Source organism: Devosia salina (genome assembly GCF_019504385.1).
Classification (GTDB): Bacteria; Pseudomonadota; Alphaproteobacteria; order Rhizobiales; family Devosiaceae; genus Devosia; species Devosia salina.
In genome coordinates, this window is sequence record NZ_CP080590.1 from 1,746,126 (window position 1) to 1,762,429 (window position 16,304).

The window sequence follows — 16,304 nt, forward strand, 5'->3', positions numbered from 1 at the left end:
TGCCGCCCAGCCCCCGATGCCCGATTTATCATATCTAATGCACTATGGCACGTTTGCGCCCAACTGCCTACCCGCCGCCATTGCATGGCAGGGGGCTATTTTCATAACTTTTTCAGAGCCCCAGTGACTTGATCTTGCGGTGCAGGGCGCTGCGCTCCATGCCCACGAACTCTGCGGTCTTGGAAATGTTGCCACCAAACCGCTCGATCTGGGCCAGCAGATATTGCCGCTCGAACACTTCGCGGGCCTCGCGCAGGGGCAGGCTCATCAGATGGGCTGAGGCATCGGTGTCGCCCACGGTGGGCAGCACTTCGCCGATGTCGGAAGGCAGCATGGCCGCGGTGATCACGCCATTCTCGGGCTGCTGGTCCTTCATCAGGATCAGCAGGCGTTCGAGCGAATTGCGCAGCTGGCGCGCATTGCCGGGCCATTCCTGCGCCTGCAGCACCGCCATGGCGTCGTCGCCGATGGTCAGGCGCTGCAGATTGTGCATGCGGCACACCTGCTCGATGAACACCGAAACCAGCGGCGGCACGTCTTCGCGCCGCTCTCGCAATGGCGTCAGCGGCAGAGGCACGATGGAAAGCCGGTGGAACAGGTCGGAGCGGAACTCGCCCGCCTCGACCTGGGCCGCCACGTTCTGCGAGCTGGACGAGATGATGCGCACGTCGATCGGCACGGCCTGGGTGCCCCCGACGCGGTTGAACCGGTTTTCCACAAGCGTCCGCAGCAGGGTGGTCTGCACCTGTTGTGGCAGCGTCGTGACTTCCGACAGGTAGAGCGTGCCGCCATGGGCCCGCTCCAGCGCCCCCACTTCCACTTTCAGCAGGCCTGTCTTGTCCCGTGCTTCGCGGCCAAACAGCACCACGGGCACCTCATCGGGGGCATAGAGCGAAGCGTTGATCTCGACAAAGGGGGCATTGGCGCGCGGGCTGCGCAGATGAATCTGGCGGGCCACCAGACCCTTGCCGGCACCGGACGGCCCGGACACGAAGATGCGCGAATTGGTGGGCGCCGATTTCTCGATGATCCCGCGGACCTGCTGCAGGGCCGGCGAGGTACCGACCATCTCGACACTCTTGCTGGCCGAGCGCTCCTTGAGCTCGGCAACCTCGTTGCGCAGGCGCGTGGCTTCCATGGCCCGCTGCGTCACATGCAGCAACCGGTCGATCTTGAAGGGCTTTTCGATATAGTCATAAGCCCCGCGCCGGATCGCCGACACCGCCGTTTCCACATTGCCGTGCCCGGAGATCATGACGACCGGCATGTCCGGATGTTGGCTCTGGAACACGTCCAGGAGTTGCAAGCCGTCCAGCCGGGACCCCTGCATCCAGATGTCGAGAAACACCAGGCTCGGCCTGCGCCGGGCGATTTCGTTGAGCCCGCTATCGGCATCGTGTGCTTGTCGCGCCTCGTAGCCTTCGTCCTCGAGAATGCCCGCGATGAGATCGCGGATGTCGTCCTCGTCGTCGATGATCAGAATGTCTAAAGCCATTACTTGTGAACAACCGCAGGCAGCTGCGGCTCCTCCTCCTGGGCAGGATTTTCATCCGCAAGGGCGGTTCCTGTCTCGATGGTGCTCATTGCAGGGGAATGCAAAGGAAGCGTGAAGGTCACGCATGCCCCCACCCTGCCCTGCGCATCGGGGTCGGCGTCGATCAACTCGACGATCCCACCGTGCTGCTCGATGATGCGGGCGACAATCGCCAGGCCCAGCCCGGTCCCCTTTTCCCGCGTGGTCATATAGGGCTCCAGCAGTCTTTGCCGGTTGTCCGAAGGCCAGCCCTTGCCATTGTCAGACACCGACACCCGGGCATGGTTGCCTTCGACATGGGCCTCCACCGTGATGGTGGGTTGCCAGTCTGGCGAAAGGGGAATGCCCTCGAACGCCTCGACGGCGTTCTTGATCAAATTGGTCAGCGACTGCGACACCAGCCGCGCGTCGAACCAGGCGGCAATCGCCGCCTCGGGGAGCAGCGTCACGATGGAGACCTCGGGAAGCCGCACGCTTTCGAGGAAGACCGCCTGGCGGATGGTGTCACTGAGGTCGGCCATCTCCGGCGCGGATTCGGGCATACGCGCAAAGGCGGAAAACTCGTCGACCATCCGCCCGATATCGCCCACCTGGCGCACAATGGTGTTGATGCATTTGTCGAAAACCTCCCGATCGTCCTCGAGCTTGCCGCCATAGCGGCGGCGCAGGCGTTCGGCCGAGAGCTGGATCGGGGTCAGCGGGTTCTTGATTTCATGGGCAATGCGGCGGGCCACATCGGCCCAGGCGCTTGTCCGCTGCGCCGATTCCAGATCGGTGATGTCATCGAAGGTCACCACATAGCCCTTGGACTCGGTCATCGACCCTTCACGGGTCAACTGCACCTGGTAGATGCGGCGGTCGGTTTCATTGCCCAGCTGGATCTGGTCACGCACCTGACCCCGCCGCGCCGATCGCGCCTTTTCCAGCGTGGGCCCGATTTCGGGCATGATCTTGTCCATGGCTTCTCCCATGAGCTCGATTTCCGTGCGCCCGAGCATCTCGCAGGCGCGGGCATTGACCAGGGTCACGGCCCCATAGGGATCGAGACCGATAATGCCGGCCGACACCCCCTCCACCACGGCTTCGGTGAACTGGCGGCGCTTCTCGTTGACCTCATTGGCCTTGAGCAGATCGAGCCGCTGGGTCTTGAGCTGCTGCGTCATGCGATTGAAGCCGTTGGAGAGGTCGCGCAAATCGCCCCTGCCCTCCTGCACCGGCACCTGCACGTCAAGGTCTCCGGCGCTGACCCGCCGCGAGGCGATCATCAAGTTGCGGATTGGATCCACGAAGCGGTTGGCGAGTGCGATGCCGACCCACAGCGCGGCGAGGAGCAGCACCACGGCAAGACCGACATACATGATGGTGAAGGTGATCTGGAACACCAGGCGGTTCGAAGCGTACTCGCGATATTCCGTTATGTTCTCGTCGGTTAGACGCATATATTCAAGCACTTCGGCATCAACGGGCCGGGCCACGAACAGATAGGTATCGGTATAGCCGCGCAGCTTGATGACCGAGCCGACGAACTGCGTCGCCCCGGGCGCAATGGGCGTGGGAATCCCCTCGACCACGCCGTCGGTGACACCCGCGGGCAGTTTGGGGAACGAGCCGGCGACATTGATCTGCGCCCGCATCAGGGTCTCCCCGCTGTGGTCGATCAGCGAGGTGAATGGCAAGGACCTCGTGACCGCCAGCGCCGTCAGGATGCGCTCGAAGCGTTCGGGTTCGTTCTCATAGGTGGCACGCGCCTGCTCCAGTTCGGTTGCCACCCAGATGATGTCGTCACGCAGCACCTGCGCATGTTCGAGCATGTAGGAACGCGCCACCAGGCGCGAACTTTCCACCATGGCGCGGGTGCGCTCGGAGAACCATTGGTCGAGCCCCTGGTTGAGCGCGATCGTTGCCACCACCGCGACAAGTGCCGCCGGCACGGCCGCCACGAAGGCAAACATGGCCACCATGCGCACCTGCAGGCCTGCGCCCGGTACACCGCGCAGCCGCGCCTGAAACAGCAGCACCGCCTCGGTCACCACCAGGGCGATCACCAGCAGCACCAGGAGGCCGGTGACGATCCAGATGACCGTCCAGATCACCGGCGAGGGTTCGATAGTGGTGATGCCCGACAGGATCAGGAACGACACGGACGACATCAGCACCGAGGCAAAGACCACGATGAATCCGAGCACGCGCAGCGACTGGTTCTGCCGGATGCGCGAGAAGGTGCGCCCCGGCCGGGATTCGGCCACGGAGTCGCTTCGAACCTCGTCGCTGGCTGACACCAGATCGGCCATATATTGCCCAATTTCCTTCGCTTTATCGGCCCTTTCAGGCGCCCTCCCGGCCTGCCCGAATGCCCATCACATAGGTGCAAAACCCGTGAGAAAGCGAAGCGTGACCCAATTCAGGCGACCCTTCAAGACAATTGTTGCCAAAATGTGACACTCGGCTGCGACGCGAAAACGCTCCGGTGGAGCGTTTTCCGCAGCCGAGGCCATGAGAGCTATGCTCGAATGGCACGAACACACGGGACCGTTCTTCGTCGCCGAGGGACTATCCTCGAATGGCACGCCCGATGTCATAGCGGGGCTGATCAGGAGCAGACAGCGGCGGCGTCCGAGGCGCCCGCCCCCTACCCGCCCCTGCGGCTGTGCTTGACGATCTCGATGCTGTGCGTGCGAATCTTCTTGCGCAGCGTATTGCGGTTGAGCCCCAAGAGGTCCGCCGCCTTGATCTGGTTGCCGCCACAGGCATTGAGGGCCATGGCGATCAGCGGCGCTTCGACCTTGTCGATGACGCGCTGATACATGCCGGCTGGCGGCAGGTTCGGCTCATATTCGCGCAGCAGCTGGCCCACATGCGTCTCCACGGCCATGGAGATGTCCATCGGCCCGGAAGCGGCATTCACCGAGGGGCGGTCGACAATGTTGAGCTCGTTCTGAACGATCTCGGCCGAAATCTGCTCATCGGCATAGAGCGCCGACAGCCGCCGCACCAGGTTTTCCAGCTCGCGGATATTGCCGGGCCAGGAATAGTTCTGCATCAGCCGGATAGCTTCGGGCGATATGGTCTTGGACGGCTCGCCTTCGCGTTGCGCCAGGCGCAGGAAATGCTGCACCAGGTCGGTGATGTCGTCGATGCGCTCGCGCAGGGGCGGCAGACGGATCGGCACCACGTTGAGGCGATAATAGAGATCCTCGCGGAACAGGCCCTGGCGGATCATCTGACTGAGGTCGCGATGTGTGGCCGCGACGATGCGCACATTGGTCTTGATGGCATTGCGGCCACCAACCATGGTGTATTCGCCTTCCTGCAGCACACGCAGCAGGCGGGTCTGGGCGTCCATCGGCATGTCGCCGATCTCGTCGAGGAACAGCGTACCGCCCTCGGCCTGCTCGAAGCGGCCGGACGACCGGGTATTGGCGCCGGTAAAGGCCCCCTTCTCATGCCCGAACAGTTCGGCTTCGATCAGGTCGCGGGGAATGGCGGCCATGTTGATGGCCACGAACGGGCCGTTGCGGCGCTTGCCGAAATCGTGCAGCGCCCGCGCCACCAGTTCCTTGCCGGTGCCGCTCTCGCCGGTGATCATCACGGTGAGATCGGTCTGCATCAGCCGGGCCAGGGCCCGATAAATGTCCTGCATCGCCGTGGAGCGCCCCACCAGAGGCATGGTCTCGCCAGGCTCCTCGGCCTTGCGCTCGGCATTGGTGGGCTTCTTGGCGTCCGCCAGCGCCCGGGCGACCACCGAGAGCACCTCGGTAATGTCGAAGGGCTTGGGCAGGTATTCATAAGCACCCACTTCCGAGGCGCGGATCGCCGTCATGAAGGTGTTCTGCGCGCTCATCACGATCATCGGCAGCTCCGGGCGGAGCTTCTTGATCTTGGGCATCACCTCGAAGGCATTGCCGTCAGGCATGGCCACGTCAGTGATCAGGATATCGCCTTCCCCGCGGCTGACCCAGTTCCACATGGTCGAGATGTTGCCGGTCGGCCGCACCTCGTAGCCGGCCCGGGTCAGCGCCTGGTTGAGCACCATGCGGATGGCGGCGTCGTCATCGGCAAGCAGAACGACATGGCTCATATGGTCGAACCCTCTTCGGCGTCGGCATTGTTCTGGAAGGCCCCGCTGGCCACCGGCAGCAGGATGCGGAAACGCGTACGGCCCGGACGGCTGTCACAATCGATCACCCCGCCATGGTCGCCAACGATCTTGGCGACCAGCGCCAGACCGAGCCCCGAGCCATTGGTCTTGGTGGTGACGAACGGGTCGAACAGGAACGGCAGGATGTCGGGCGGCACGCCGGGCCCATTGTCCTCGATGACGATTTCGAGCGGCAGCGAGATGCGCTCGGCCACCCCGGCCACGCTGATGCGAATGCCCGGACGGAAGGCCGTCGTCAGCTTGATCTCCGGTTTCTGTGTCCGTTCAAGGGCTTCTGATGCGTTCTTGATCAGATTTAGGAAGATTTGGATCAGCTGGTCGCGATTGCCGAAGACCGGCGGCAGCGAGGGATCGTATTCCTCGTAGAAGGTGATGCCGCGCGCCACGCCGTTGCGGGCAAGCAGTTTCACCCGGTCGAGCACGACATGGATATTGATCGGCTCGCGCTCCATCGGCCGTTCGTCGCCGAACACTTCCACCCGATCGATCAGCCCGACAATGCGGTCGGTCTCTTCGCGGATCAGCCGCGCCAGGGGCACCTCTTCGGCCGGCACCGACTGCTCGAGCAATTGCGCCGCGCCACGGATACCCGAAAGCGGGTTCTTGATTTCATGGGCCAACATTGAGGCCAGGCCGGTCACTGAACGTGCCGCCCCGCGCGATACCATCTGCCGGTCGATCTTGTCGGCCATGGTGCGTTCCTGGATCAGCACCGCCACGCGGCCATCCGTGTCCGAGATGGGGCTCGCGAAGACGTCGGCGATGCGCTCGTCGCCAAAGCGCGAGGAGCCAACGCGCACGCGATATTCGGTCATCGGCGCCCGCCTCTGCGCCACCGTCTCGACCAGCGAGATGATCGGCGAGCCGAAGGCAATGAGATCGTCGAGCGACTGGCGCGTCAGCACGCTCAGCGAAGCACCGAAAAAGGCCTCCGCCGCATAATTGACGAACTGGATGCGCCGCTGCTCGTCGAGCACCAGGATCGGCTGCGGCAAGGCCTGCAACACCGCCCGCGCCGGCACCGAATCCACGTCCATCAAAACTGCGCTACTCACGCCGCAGCCCTCCACTCGCCGGAAAACAGCGTGCCGATCAACGCCAGCACGGCCTTTGTGTCGTCATTGTCGAGCAGAGCCTTGCGTGTTGGCTTGTCGAGCCCCAGTCCCGCCGCCTCGGCATACCAGTCGAGATGCTTGCGGGCCCCGCGCAGCCCGACCTCGGTGCCGTAGTCGACCAGCATGTCTTCGTAATGGCGCTGGATCAGGTCCACCAGCTCGTCGCCCCGGGGCGCCTCCGGCGCGACGCCACCATCGAGCAGCGCTCCGATCTGGCCGACGCGCCAGGGTTGTCCCTGCGCGCCACGCCCCAGCATGACTGCCGCTGCGCCCGACTCAGAGAGAGCCTGCCGGGCTGTGGCAATATCGACAATGTCGCCATTGACCACTACCGGCACATCCACGGCCTCGACGACCCTGCGCACCAGCGCCCAGCGCGCCGTGCCCTTGTAGAACTGCTGCCGGGTCCGGCCATGCACCGTGATCATCTGCGCACCGGCACTGACGGCCAGCCTGGCGATCTGCGCCGCGTTGAGGCTGTCATCGTCCCAGCCCAGTCGCATCTTGACGGTGACGGGTCGCGTGGTCGCGCCGCTGACCGCCTCGACGATGGCCAACGCCTGGTCAGGCACGCGCATCAGCGCCGAACCGGCATAACCATTGGTCACGCGCTTGGCCGGGCAGCCGAAATTGATGTCGATGATGTCTGCCCCTGCCCCTTCGGCGATCCGCGCGCCCTCGGCCATCCATTGCGGCTCGCAGCCGGCCAGTTGCACCATATGTGGGAGGGTTCCGGCGCGCGTCAGCTTGCGCACCATGCCCTCGTGGCCGGTGGTCAGGGCCGAGCTGGCGACCATCTCGGACACGACGAGCCCCGCCCCGTACCGTTCGGCAATTTCGCGGAACGGGCGGTCGGTAATGCCCGCCATCGGCGCGAGGAAGGCGCGATTGCGAACGGCATGCCCCCCGATGCTCAATGCACAGGCATTGTCTCTCAACGAATTGCCCCAGAATTGTTCAATTTGGCGATGATGCCCGCACAATAATCATTTTGCGGGGGCGTGCAACCGCTTCGCACTGTCGCAGCTGCAGAAATCAGCCCTGCTCTTGCCGCATGGCGGGGCGGCAGCTAGACCCTTAGCAAAGATGATGGTTTCCGTTTCGAAGTGCCTATATCGCCATGCGTTCAAAATCCATAGCCGTCATCATCGTTGCCGCGGGCAAGGGCGAACGCGCCGGGAGCGGTGACAGCGCCGTTCCAAAGCAGTATCGCCCGGTTGCGGGTAAACCGGTTCTGTCGCGGACCGTGGATGCGTGCCTCGCCCATGAGGCCGTCAGCCACGTGCTGCCGGTCATCCACCCCGATCATGCCGAGCTATACGCGTCCCTGGGACTGGCCGATCCGCGCCTTCTGCCCGCCGTCCCGGGTGGCGCAAGCCGCCAGGCTTCGGTGCTGGAGGGCCTCAAAGCACTGGCCCCACTTCGACCCGACCGCGTGCTCATCCACGATGCGGCACGGCCCTTCGCCTCCCCTGACCTGTTCGGCCGTGTCATCACCGCCCTCGACCAGCACGACGGCGCGCTCCCGACCTTGCCGGTAACCGACACCATCAAGCGCTCGCTCGATGGCCAACTGGTCGCGACCACCGAAGACCGGCGCCAGCTCTTTGCGGCGCAGACGCCGCAGGGCTTCCGTTTCGGCCAGATCTTTTCGGCTCATATGCGCACCGGCACGGTCCGGCGCGAATTCACCGACGACGCCGAGATCGCCGAATGGGCCGGGCTGCGCGTGGCCATGGTCGAGGGTGAGCGCAATAACATCAAGATCACCCATCCCGAAGATTTCACCCGCGCGGAGCGCATCGCCATGGCAGACCTGGGCACAGAAACCCGCATCGGCACCGGCTACGACGTTCATCCCTTTGCGCCGGGCGACGCCGTCTGGCTCTGTGGGGTCAAGATACCGCACACGGCAAAGCTGCAGGGCCATTCCGACGCGGACGTCGCCCTGCATGCGCTGACCGATGCCATCCTCGGCGCCATCGGCGAAGGCGATATCGGCGTGCATTTTCCGCCCAGCGACATGCGCTGGAAAGGCGCCGCCTCGACAGTCTTCCTGCGCCATGCCGGAGACCTTGTGGCCCGACTTGGGGGACGGATTGTCAATCTGGACGTGACAATCGCCGCCGAAGCGCCGAGGATTGCATCTCACGCGCCCGCCATGTGCGCCGTGATTGCCGAAACGCTCGGCATTTCTGCAGGTCGCGTGGCGGTCAAGGCGACAACCAATGAAAAGCTCGGATTCATCGGGCGGGAGGAAGGGATCGTGGCGATGGCGAGTGCAAGCGTGGAAGTGCCGAGGGTCGACTGAATGGCAGCCAAGGCAAAGCCCAGCGTGGGCAAGCAGATCATCGACCTCCTGGCCGAACGCAACCAGACCATCGTGACCGCGGAAAGCTGTACGGGCGGTATGATCGCTTCGGCGCTGACCGACATTCCCGGCGCCTCTGCCGCCCTTTACGGCGGCTACATTACCTATGCCAATTCAGCCAAGTCCCGCATGATCCAGGTGCAGCCCCGGCTCATCGCCGACTATGGCGCGGTGAGCAATCAGGTAGCCCGCGCCATGGCAGACGGGGCCCGTAACACCGCGCGCGCCGATTTCGCGGTGGCAGCCACCGGCATTGCCGGTCCGGACGGGGGCACGGACAAGAAGCCGATCGGCCTGGTCTATGTCGCAGTGTCCTCGGACCTAGCGACCGTGGTCATCGAGCACCGCTTTGGCGATCTCGGTCGCGACGCTATCCGCAAGGCCACCGTCGATGCGGCCCTCGACCTTGTCCTGCAGGTGCTGACCAGCGATCCGCCCAGTCCCTGATCCACAATGGCCGGACCGACGGGTTCCGCCGCGGTTCGGTATTGTCGCGGATCAGTTGATGATATCGCCCCGCTCATCAGGAGCACGGTCGATCAGCCGCGCCCGCCAGACCTGCAGCGCCTCGGGCGTCAACCGGGCCCACTCCATGATTTCACTGACAACCCTGAGCGGCGCGACACTGCGATAAGACCGCGTAGGATTGCCCGGAAATTTCTTGTCAGTCACATTCGGATCATTCTCGAAGGGCCCGGTCGGCTCAACGAGATAAACGCGCGGGGTCGAACCGCTACTGACCAGCGCAGCCGCTATCTCGGCTGCAAGTCCCGCGCCGTCGACCAGGGCCGTGAAATAGATGTGGTTCATCACCACTTCGGGGCGGTAGTTCGACCGGTATCCCGGCATGAGAAGGTCCCCTGCGCGCAAATCCGCGATTGTGCCGTGAAAGAATGGTCCTGCGTCCAACACGTCGGGCATCCCCTTCGAAAATGCTTTGTGCGATCGCGTGTCACGTCGAGCGACAGCGCGATGGCCAGGGATCAAGGCGTATCACCAAAGGCCCGATCGGCCCACTTGGCGCCGCCTAGTCCCCGAAGCGCCGGTCGGCCTCGTCGCAGAAGGCACGCATGATTTCTTCCTGCTTGGCGGCGAAGGCCGGCTCGGCCACAGCCGCGATCAGCGGGTTGGAAATCTTGAAGTCGATCTCGAAGCGCACGCGCGTCCCCTGCCCTTCGGGCTCGAAGCTCCATACCGAGTCGAGATAGGAGAACGGGCCGTCCACGGCCTTGGCGCGGATGGTGCGCGCCGTGGGATCGAGCGTGACGCGGCTGGTATAGGATTGCGTGATCGGCCCGAACGATATCGTCATCTTGGCCAGCCGCACGTCCTTGGCACCCGCCGCAGCATCCTTGCGCACTGCCATCGCTTGGCAATTGGGAATGAAACGCGGATAGTCCTCGAGATCGGAGACGATCTCGAACATCCGCTCCGGCAGGTGCGGCACATGCTGTTCGTAGAAGCGCTTCATCTCAGTGGCCGAGCCTTGCCATCCGGTTGGCCCTGAGGCGTGCAAAATCTTCGCCGGCATGATGCGAGGAGCGCGTCAGCGGGCTCGACGAGACCAGCAGGAACCCCTTCGCGGTCGCCACCGTGGCATAGGACTTGAACTCTTCCGGCGTCACGAAGCGCTGCAGCGGATAATGCTTCTTGGTCGGCTGCAGATACTGGCCGATGGTCAGGAAATCCACCTCGGCGGAGCGCAGATCGTCCATAAGTTGCAGAACCTCGTTCCGTTCCTCGCCCAGACCCACCATGATGCCGGACTTGGTGAAGATGGTGGGATCGAGCTCCTTGACCCGCTGCAGCAGACGGATCGAGTGGAAATAGCGCGCGCCCGGACGGACCTTGAGATATTTCGACGGCACGGTTTCGAGATTGTGGTTGAACACATCCGGCTTGGCCGCCACCACGATCTCGAGTGACCCCTCCTTGCGCAGGAAGTCCGGGGTCAGGATTTCGATGGTCGTCCTCGGATTGCGGGCGCGGATGGCGAGAATCACATCGGCAAAGTGCTGTGCACCGCCATCGGCGAGATCGTCGCGGTCCACCGAGGTGATCACGACATGTTCGAGCCCAAGCTTTTCGACCGCAATGGCGACGTTTTCCGGCTCGTGCGGGTCGAGGGGCCCGGGCAGGCCGGTACGGACATTGCAGAAGGCGCAGGCGCGGGTGCAGACCTCGCCCATGATCATCATGGTCGCGTGCTTCTTGCTCCAGCACTCGCCGATATTGGGGCAGCCGGCTTCCTCGCAGACTGTGACGAGATTGTTCTCGCGCACGATCTTCTGCGTTTCATTGTAGACCGGCGAGCCCGGCGCCTTGACCCGGATCCAGTCCGGCTTGCGCAGCACGGTGCTGTCTGGCCGATTGGCCTTTTCCGGGTGGCGAGGCTTTACAGCCGAATTGTCGATGAGCGTGACCATGTCAGTCCTGACTGGGGATTTGCCCCTATATCGCTCCCTTGGGTGGCCGGTTCAACCCGGCCTTATGGGTGATGGGCAGCCATGCAGGCCGCCTATCCCATGATTTCCGTCATTTCCACCCAGTCGCCGCCGCGCGACGCCGAGAGGATGGTGCCCTGCACCAGTGCCAAGGAACCCAGATTGTCTTCGCCTGAACTGAACCCGCGCGGCACCAGGCCTGTGTCGAGCACATTGGCGATGGTGTTGAGCGTGCCAGTGCGGTCCGGGTATTTGATCTTGTCGAGCTTGACCTTTTCCCGCTTGCCATCGAGCGGCTGCAGCGTCAGCACGTCCGGGCCCGCCTTGTCGCGGAAATGGTCGCGGGATGACCAGGCGATCTGCCCCTCGGCCCCATCCATCACCCATTCGCCGGCCCAGGGCGTCACCGGCCCCGAGTTCATCCAGCTGGCGCGATAGGACACCACCGTGCCCTTGGAGAATTCGATGGTGGCGACGCCGCTCGGATCGAAGCGGAACGGGCTGCCAGGTGGGTTCCAGGTACGGCAGGAGAGCCGCACGGGCTCATCGCCCAGCACGAACCGCATCAGGTCGAAATGGTGGATCGACATGTCCGCGAGCAGCGGATCGGGCATATCCCAATAGCGATAGCCCTGGCTCGGGCCATGGCGGCGGAAGTCGATCGAGACCATGTTGAGCGCGCCGAATTTGCCGTCGGCAATCAATTGCGCGGCCGCGATCGGCGCCGGCTGGTGGCGATAGTTCTGGCTGACCATGAGCACCTTGCCCTGCGCCTTGGCGAGGGCCACCAGCTCCTTGCCCTGGGCGATGGTGGTGGTGAAAGGCTTTTCCACCAGCACGTTGAGGCCGAGCTCCAGGCAGCGCTTCACGACGGGGTAATGCGCTTCGGTGCGCAGCGTGCACAGGGCCAGCTTCGCGTCGGTATGGTGCGCCGCGTCCTCCAGGCTGCCGAAGCAAAGCTTCGGGTCGATGCCCAGTTCGGTCTGTACCCGGCTGGTCGCCTCCGGATTGGTATCCACAAAGCCCACCATCTCGACGGCAGGAACCTTTGGGATCACGTCTTTCGACCAGCTGAAACCCCAGTGTCCCAGACCAATCTGGATTGCCTTGACCATATGGATAGCTCCTTTGGGTCTTGGTGTTGTCCCGCGCAGGCGTCATCCCGGCCTCGGCCGCGTGACGCCCGATGGGCGGGCGCTAGATGTTCAGCGCACGCCCATAGGCGTCGAGCACACTTTCCTTCATCGTTTCGCTGAGCGTCGGATGCGGGAAAATGGTGTGGATCAGCTCTTCCTCGGTGGTCTCGAGGTTCATGGCAACCACGAAGCCCTGGATCAGTTCGGTCACTTCTGCACCCACCATGTGGGCGCCCAGCAATTCACCGGTCTTGGCGTCGAAAATGGTCTTGACCAGCCCGTCGGGTTCCCCCAGGGCAATCGCCTTGCCATTGCCCACGAAGGGGAAGCGGCCGACCTTGATCTCGCGCCCGGCTTCCTTGGCCTTGGCTTCGGTCAGGCCGACGCTGGCGACCTGCGGCTCGCAATAGGTGCAGCCCGGCACCTTGGTCTTGTCGAGGCCATGCACCTTCATGCCGGCGATCTTTTCGACCGTGATGACCGCTTCATGTTCGGCCTTGTGCGCCAGCATCGGCGGGCCCGCGACGTCGCCGATGGCCCAGATGCCCTCGACATTGGTCTTGCCATAGCCGTCGATGACAATGGCGCCGCGCTCGGTCTTGACGCCAACCGTTTCCAGCCCAAGCCCTTCAATATTGCACTGCACGCCAACGGCCGAGATCAGCTTGTCGCCAGCGATCTGCTGGGTCTTGCCGTCCTTGGTCTCGACATGGGCAACCACCCCATCCTTGGTCTTTTCAACCTTGGCAACCTTGGCTTCGGTGAGGAACTTGATGCCACGCTTTTCCAGCCGCTTGCGGGCGAGGCCCGAAATCTCGGCGTCCTCCACGGGCAGGATTTGCGGCAAGAGCTCGATGACCGTCACATCGGCGCCCAGCGAGCGATAGAAGGAGGCAAACTCGATGCCGATGGCGCCCGAACCCATGACGACGAGGCTCTTGGGCATTTCGGCGGGCTTCAGTGCCTCGAAATAGGTCCAGATCTTGTCGCCATCCGGCTCGATGCCCGGCAGCACGCGCGGACGCGCGCCGGTGGCAATGATGATGTTCCTGGCCTTGTAGGTCCCCTCGCCCAGCGCATTCTTGGGCACCGGCCCCTGCGGCTCGACGATCTTCTTCTTGGTCGGGGCGACCTTGACCTCACCGGGCTTGGTGATCGTGGCCTCGCCCCAGATGGTGTCGATCTTGTTCTTCTTCATCAGGAACTGCACGCCATTGTTCATCTGCGCCGCAATGGCGCGCGAACGCTTGACGATGCCGTCGAGGTCGAAGCCGAACTTCTCGGCGGTGAGGCCATAATCCTTGGCGTGGCCCATATGGCCGTAGATTTCCGCCGAGCGCAGCAGCGCCTTGGTGGGGATACAACCCCAGTTCGAGCAGATACCGGCCATGTGCTCGCGCTCGACAATGGCCACCTTCATGCCCAGCTGGGCGCCGCGGATAGCGGCGAGATAACCGCCGGGACCGGCGCCGATGACGAGAAGATCGTATTGGTCAGCCATAAGGGCCTCCAGAATAAGACGGGGTCAGAGACCCAGAACCTGTTTTACCAGCGGAACGAGGCCTTCGCCGATGGCCCGCGTATTGGTCGCGTCGAGATGCACGCCGTCGCGCGGATCGGCCTTGGCAACCGTGGCGGCGTCGAAGAAGGCAACGCCGGTTTCCTCGGCGTGACGACGATAGTGCCGGGCGAAATCCTGCGACTCGCGCAGCAGGTGCTCGAGACCACCGAAATTGCTCAGCATGTTCTCATTGGTTGTCGGCACCACATGCGGCGGCGACACCAGGATGATCTGCGGCGCGGCTTCGCCAATGGCGGCAAAGTGACCGCGGGTCATCTCGATCAGCCGCCGCGCGCCCCGTGCCGCGAAGGCAGCAGTGCCCGCGACGAAGGGTTTCAGATCATTGGTCCCCAGCATGATGATGACGAGATCGAGCGGCTTGTGGCTGTCCAGCAGCGTGGGCAAGATCCGTGCGCCGTTCCGGTCGGCCGCCGCCGTCCTGTCGTCATAGGCCGTGGCGCGCCCGCCAAGGCCCTCGGCAATGACGCGCGCCTTGCCATCGAGCCCCATTTCAAGCGTCGTCGGCCAGCGATCCTCATAGGCATACCGCGGACCACCACCGGGATCGGTGCCATGGGTCAGGCTGTCGCCATAGGCGAGAATGGTCTTCATCGCCAAATCCCTAAGCCAGCATCATCACCGGATTTTCGATCAGGCCCTTGAACACGCCCAGCACTTCGGCCCCCAGAGCACCGTCGACCGAGCGATGATCACAGGAGAGCGTGCAGGTCATGAACTGGCCGATCTTGATCTCACCCTTGTCGGGATAGACACGTTCCTCGCCCACGCCGACGGCCAGGATCGTGCCATGCGGCGGGTTGATCACCGCAGCAAAGTCCTTGATGCCGAACATGCCCAGGTTCGAGACCGACGAAGCACCGCCCTGATATTCGTGCGGCATCAGTTTCTTGTTGCGGGCACGGGTCGCGAGGTCCTTCACGGCCTCGGAAATCTCGCGCAGGCTCTTGGTGTCGCAGCTCTTGACCACGGGAGTGAAGAGGCCGCCCGGAATAGCCACAGCCACCGCAACGTCGCTTCGCTTGTGATAGAGGATCGAATCCCCCGCCCAAGTGGCGTTTGCAAGCGGCACGCGCTGCAAGGCAATGGCCCAGGCCTTCATCACGAAGTCATTGACCGAAAGCTTGAATTCCGGCTTGCCGTCCTTGGACTTGGGCGCCGTCGCATTGATCTGCTCGCGGGCGGCCAGCAGGGAGTCGATCCTGCAATCCACCGTCAGGTAGAAATGCGGCACAGTCTGCTTGGACTCGGTCAGGCGCGCCGCGATGGTCTTGCGCATGCCATCGGCCGGAACCAGCTCGTAGGTGCCTTCCTCATAGAGCGCCAGCACCTGGGCCTTGCTGAGCCCGCCGGCCATGGCGGCGCCACCCGATGCGGCAGCGGCCGAAGCGGCAGATGCAGCAGCCTTGAGCGGTGTCTTGCCCGACTTGGCGGCTTCCACGTCCGACTTTACGACGCGGCCCTTGGGGCCGGTGCCGGAAATGGCGGCCACATCGATGCCAGCTTCCTTGGCGAGGCGCTTGGCCAGCGGCGACGCGAAAACGCGGCCGCCATCGGCCTTGGCCGGTGTCGCGGCAGGTTTTGGCGCCTCGGTCTTTGCTGCCGGCGCCGGGGCGGCGGCGGGAGCGGGCGCAGGCTCTGCGGCCTTGGGCGCCTCAGCCTTGGGCGCTTCCGCCTTCGGTGCCGGAGCGGCCGTGCCAATGGCACTGGCGTCCTCGCCTTCCTGCAGCAGCACGGCGATGACGGCATTGACCTTCACATTGTCGGTGCCTTCAGCGACGAGAATCTTGCCGATTTTGCCCTCGTCGACGGCCTCGACTTCCATCGTGGCCTTGTCGGTCTCGATCTCGGCGATCACGTCACCGGAGGAAACGCTGTCGCCTTCCTTGACGTGCCACTTGGCAAGCTTGCCCTCTTCCATCGTCGGAGAGAGCGCCGGCATAGTTATATCAATTGGCATCCCGGT

Annotated in this window: 14 protein-coding genes; 2 read left to right on the top strand and 12 right to left on the bottom strand. The window is 63.8% G+C overall.

Annotated features, from left to right (window positions below; all coding sequences use genetic code 11):
* Positions 1-112: 112 nt before the first annotated feature.
* The 5 genes from ntrX to dusB all read right to left on the bottom strand — a co-directional run bounded on the left by ntrX (position 113) and on the right by dusB (position 7,746).
* The gene (gene ntrX / locus K1X15_RS08340) at positions 113-1,495 is read right to left on the bottom strand and encodes a nitrogen assimilation response regulator NtrX (RefSeq protein ID WP_220307000.1); all 1,383 of its coding nucleotides are present in this window, start codon (positions 1,493-1,495) and stop codon (positions 113-115) included.
* Positions 1,495-3,825, bottom strand: a complete 2,331-nt coding sequence (locus tag K1X15_RS08345) for a sensor histidine kinase (protein WP_220307001.1) — start codon at positions 3,823-3,825, stop codon at positions 1,495-1,497. The genes ntrX and K1X15_RS08345 overlap by 1 nt, the downstream gene beginning before the upstream one ends.
* A 338-nt stretch (positions 3,826-4,163) precedes the next feature.
* Positions 4,164-5,612: a nitrogen regulation protein NR(I) gene (gene ntrC, locus K1X15_RS08350; protein WP_220307002.1), complete on the bottom strand. Its 1,449-nt coding sequence runs from the start codon at positions 5,610-5,612 to the stop codon at positions 4,164-4,166.
* The gene (locus tag K1X15_RS08355; protein WP_220307479.1) at positions 5,609-6,730 is read right to left on the bottom strand and encodes a two-component system sensor histidine kinase NtrB; all 1,122 of its coding nucleotides are present in this window, start codon (positions 6,728-6,730) and stop codon (positions 5,609-5,611) included. The genes ntrC and K1X15_RS08355 overlap by 4 nt, the downstream gene beginning before the upstream one ends.
* Positions 6,731-6,744: 14 nt before the next feature.
* Positions 6,745-7,746 carry a tRNA dihydrouridine synthase DusB gene (gene dusB, locus K1X15_RS08360; protein ID WP_240549696.1) on the bottom strand — a complete coding sequence of 334 codons (1,002 nt, stop codon included), beginning with the start codon at positions 7,744-7,746 and terminating at the stop codon, positions 6,745-6,747.
* Between the two features lie 182 nt (positions 7,747-7,928).
* Here dusB and K1X15_RS08365 point away from each other — a divergent pair, with 182 nt between their 5' ends.
* Together K1X15_RS08365 and K1X15_RS08370 are read left to right on the top strand one after the other, a co-directional pair.
* The gene (locus K1X15_RS08365) at positions 7,929-9,119 is read left to right on the top strand and encodes a bifunctional 2-C-methyl-D-erythritol 4-phosphate cytidylyltransferase/2-C-methyl-D-erythritol 2,4-cyclodiphosphate synthase (RefSeq protein ID WP_220307003.1); all 1,191 of its coding nucleotides are present in this window, start codon (positions 7,929-7,931) and stop codon (positions 9,117-9,119) included.
* Positions 9,120-9,626: a CinA family protein gene (locus K1X15_RS08370; protein ID WP_220307004.1), complete on the top strand. Its 507-nt coding sequence runs from the start codon at positions 9,120-9,122 to the stop codon at positions 9,624-9,626.
* A gap of 51 nt (positions 9,627-9,677) precedes the next feature.
* Here K1X15_RS08370 and arr read toward each other — a convergent pair whose 3' ends face one another.
* From arr to K1X15_RS08405, 7 genes are all read right to left on the bottom strand, one after another.
* Positions 9,678-10,100, bottom strand: a complete 423-nt coding sequence (arr, locus tag K1X15_RS08375; protein ID WP_220307005.1) for an NAD(+)--rifampin ADP-ribosyltransferase — start codon at positions 10,098-10,100, stop codon at positions 9,678-9,680.
* 106 nt (positions 10,101-10,206) lie between these two features.
* Positions 10,207-10,650 (bottom strand): type II toxin-antitoxin system RatA family toxin, encoded by a 444-nt coding sequence (locus tag K1X15_RS08380; RefSeq protein ID WP_220307006.1) that lies wholly within the window; start codon positions 10,648-10,650, stop codon positions 10,207-10,209.
* A gap of 1 nt (position 10,651) precedes the next feature.
* Entirely contained in the window at positions 10,652-11,605 is a 954-nt protein-coding gene (lipA, locus tag K1X15_RS08385) for a lipoyl synthase (RefSeq protein WP_220307007.1), read from the bottom strand.
* A gap of 92 nt (positions 11,606-11,697) precedes the next feature.
* A complete protein-coding gene (locus tag K1X15_RS08390) occupies positions 11,698-12,738 on the bottom strand; it encodes a Gfo/Idh/MocA family protein (protein ID WP_220307008.1) in 1,041 nt (346 codons plus the stop codon).
* An 82-nt stretch (positions 12,739-12,820) separates the two neighbouring features.
* Entirely contained in the window at positions 12,821-14,260 is a 1,440-nt protein-coding gene (gene lpdA, locus K1X15_RS08395) for a dihydrolipoyl dehydrogenase (protein ID WP_220307009.1), read from the bottom strand.
* A 24-nt stretch (positions 14,261-14,284) separates the two neighbouring features.
* Complete coding sequence (locus tag K1X15_RS08400) at positions 14,285-14,932, bottom strand: SGNH/GDSL hydrolase family protein (RefSeq protein ID WP_220307010.1); 648 nt, start codon at positions 14,930-14,932, stop codon at positions 14,285-14,287.
* Between the two features lie 10 nt (positions 14,933-14,942).
* Entirely contained in the window at positions 14,943-16,298 is a 1,356-nt protein-coding gene (locus K1X15_RS08405) for a pyruvate dehydrogenase complex dihydrolipoamide acetyltransferase (RefSeq protein ID WP_220307011.1), read from the bottom strand.
* Positions 16,299-16,304 lie beyond the last annotated feature (6 nt).

Bases quoted from the DNA above. Each gene is read 5' to 3' on its own strand.
- K1X15_RS08345 (WP_220307001.1), bottom strand. From the start codon at position 3,825: ATGGCCGATCTGGTGTCAGCCAGCGACGAGGTTCGAAGCGACTCCGTG.
- K1X15_RS08365 (WP_220307003.1), top strand. From the start codon at position 7,929: ATGCGTTCAAAATCCATAGCCGTCATCATCGTTGCCGCGGGCAAGGGC.
- K1X15_RS08355 (WP_220307479.1), bottom strand. From the start codon at position 6,730: ATGGACGTGGATTCGGTGCCGGCGCGGGCGGTGTTGCAGGCCTTGCCG.
- K1X15_RS08370 (WP_220307004.1), top strand. From the start codon at position 9,120: ATGGCAGCCAAGGCAAAGCCCAGCGTGGGCAAGCAGATCATCGACCTC.
- K1X15_RS08380 (WP_220307006.1), bottom strand. From the start codon at position 10,650: ATGAAGCGCTTCTACGAACAGCATGTGCCGCACCTGCCGGAGCGGATG.
- lpdA (WP_220307009.1), bottom strand. From the start codon at position 14,260: ATGGCTGACCAATACGATCTTCTCGTCATCGGCGCCGGTCCCGGCGGT.
- K1X15_RS08390 (WP_220307008.1), bottom strand. From the start codon at position 12,738: ATGGTCAAGGCAATCCAGATTGGTCTGGGACACTGGGGTTTCAGCTGG.
- ntrX (WP_220307000.1), bottom strand. From the start codon at position 1,495: ATGGCTTTAGACATTCTGATCATCGACGACGAGGACGACATCCGCGAT.
- ntrC (WP_220307002.1), bottom strand. From the start codon at position 5,612: ATGAGCCATGTCGTTCTGCTTGCCGATGACGACGCCGCCATCCGCATG.
- K1X15_RS08400 (WP_220307010.1), bottom strand. From the start codon at position 14,932: ATGAAGACCATTCTCGCCTATGGCGACAGCCTGACCCATGGCACCGAT.
- lipA (WP_220307007.1), bottom strand. From the start codon at position 11,605: ATGGTCACGCTCATCGACAATTCGGCTGTAAAGCCTCGCCACCCGGAA.
- K1X15_RS08405 (WP_220307011.1), bottom strand. From the start codon at position 16,298: ATGCCAATTGATATAACTATGCCGGCGCTCTCTCCGACGATGGAAGAG.
- arr (WP_220307005.1), bottom strand. From the start codon at position 10,100: ATGCCCGACGTGTTGGACGCAGGACCATTCTTTCACGGCACAATCGCG.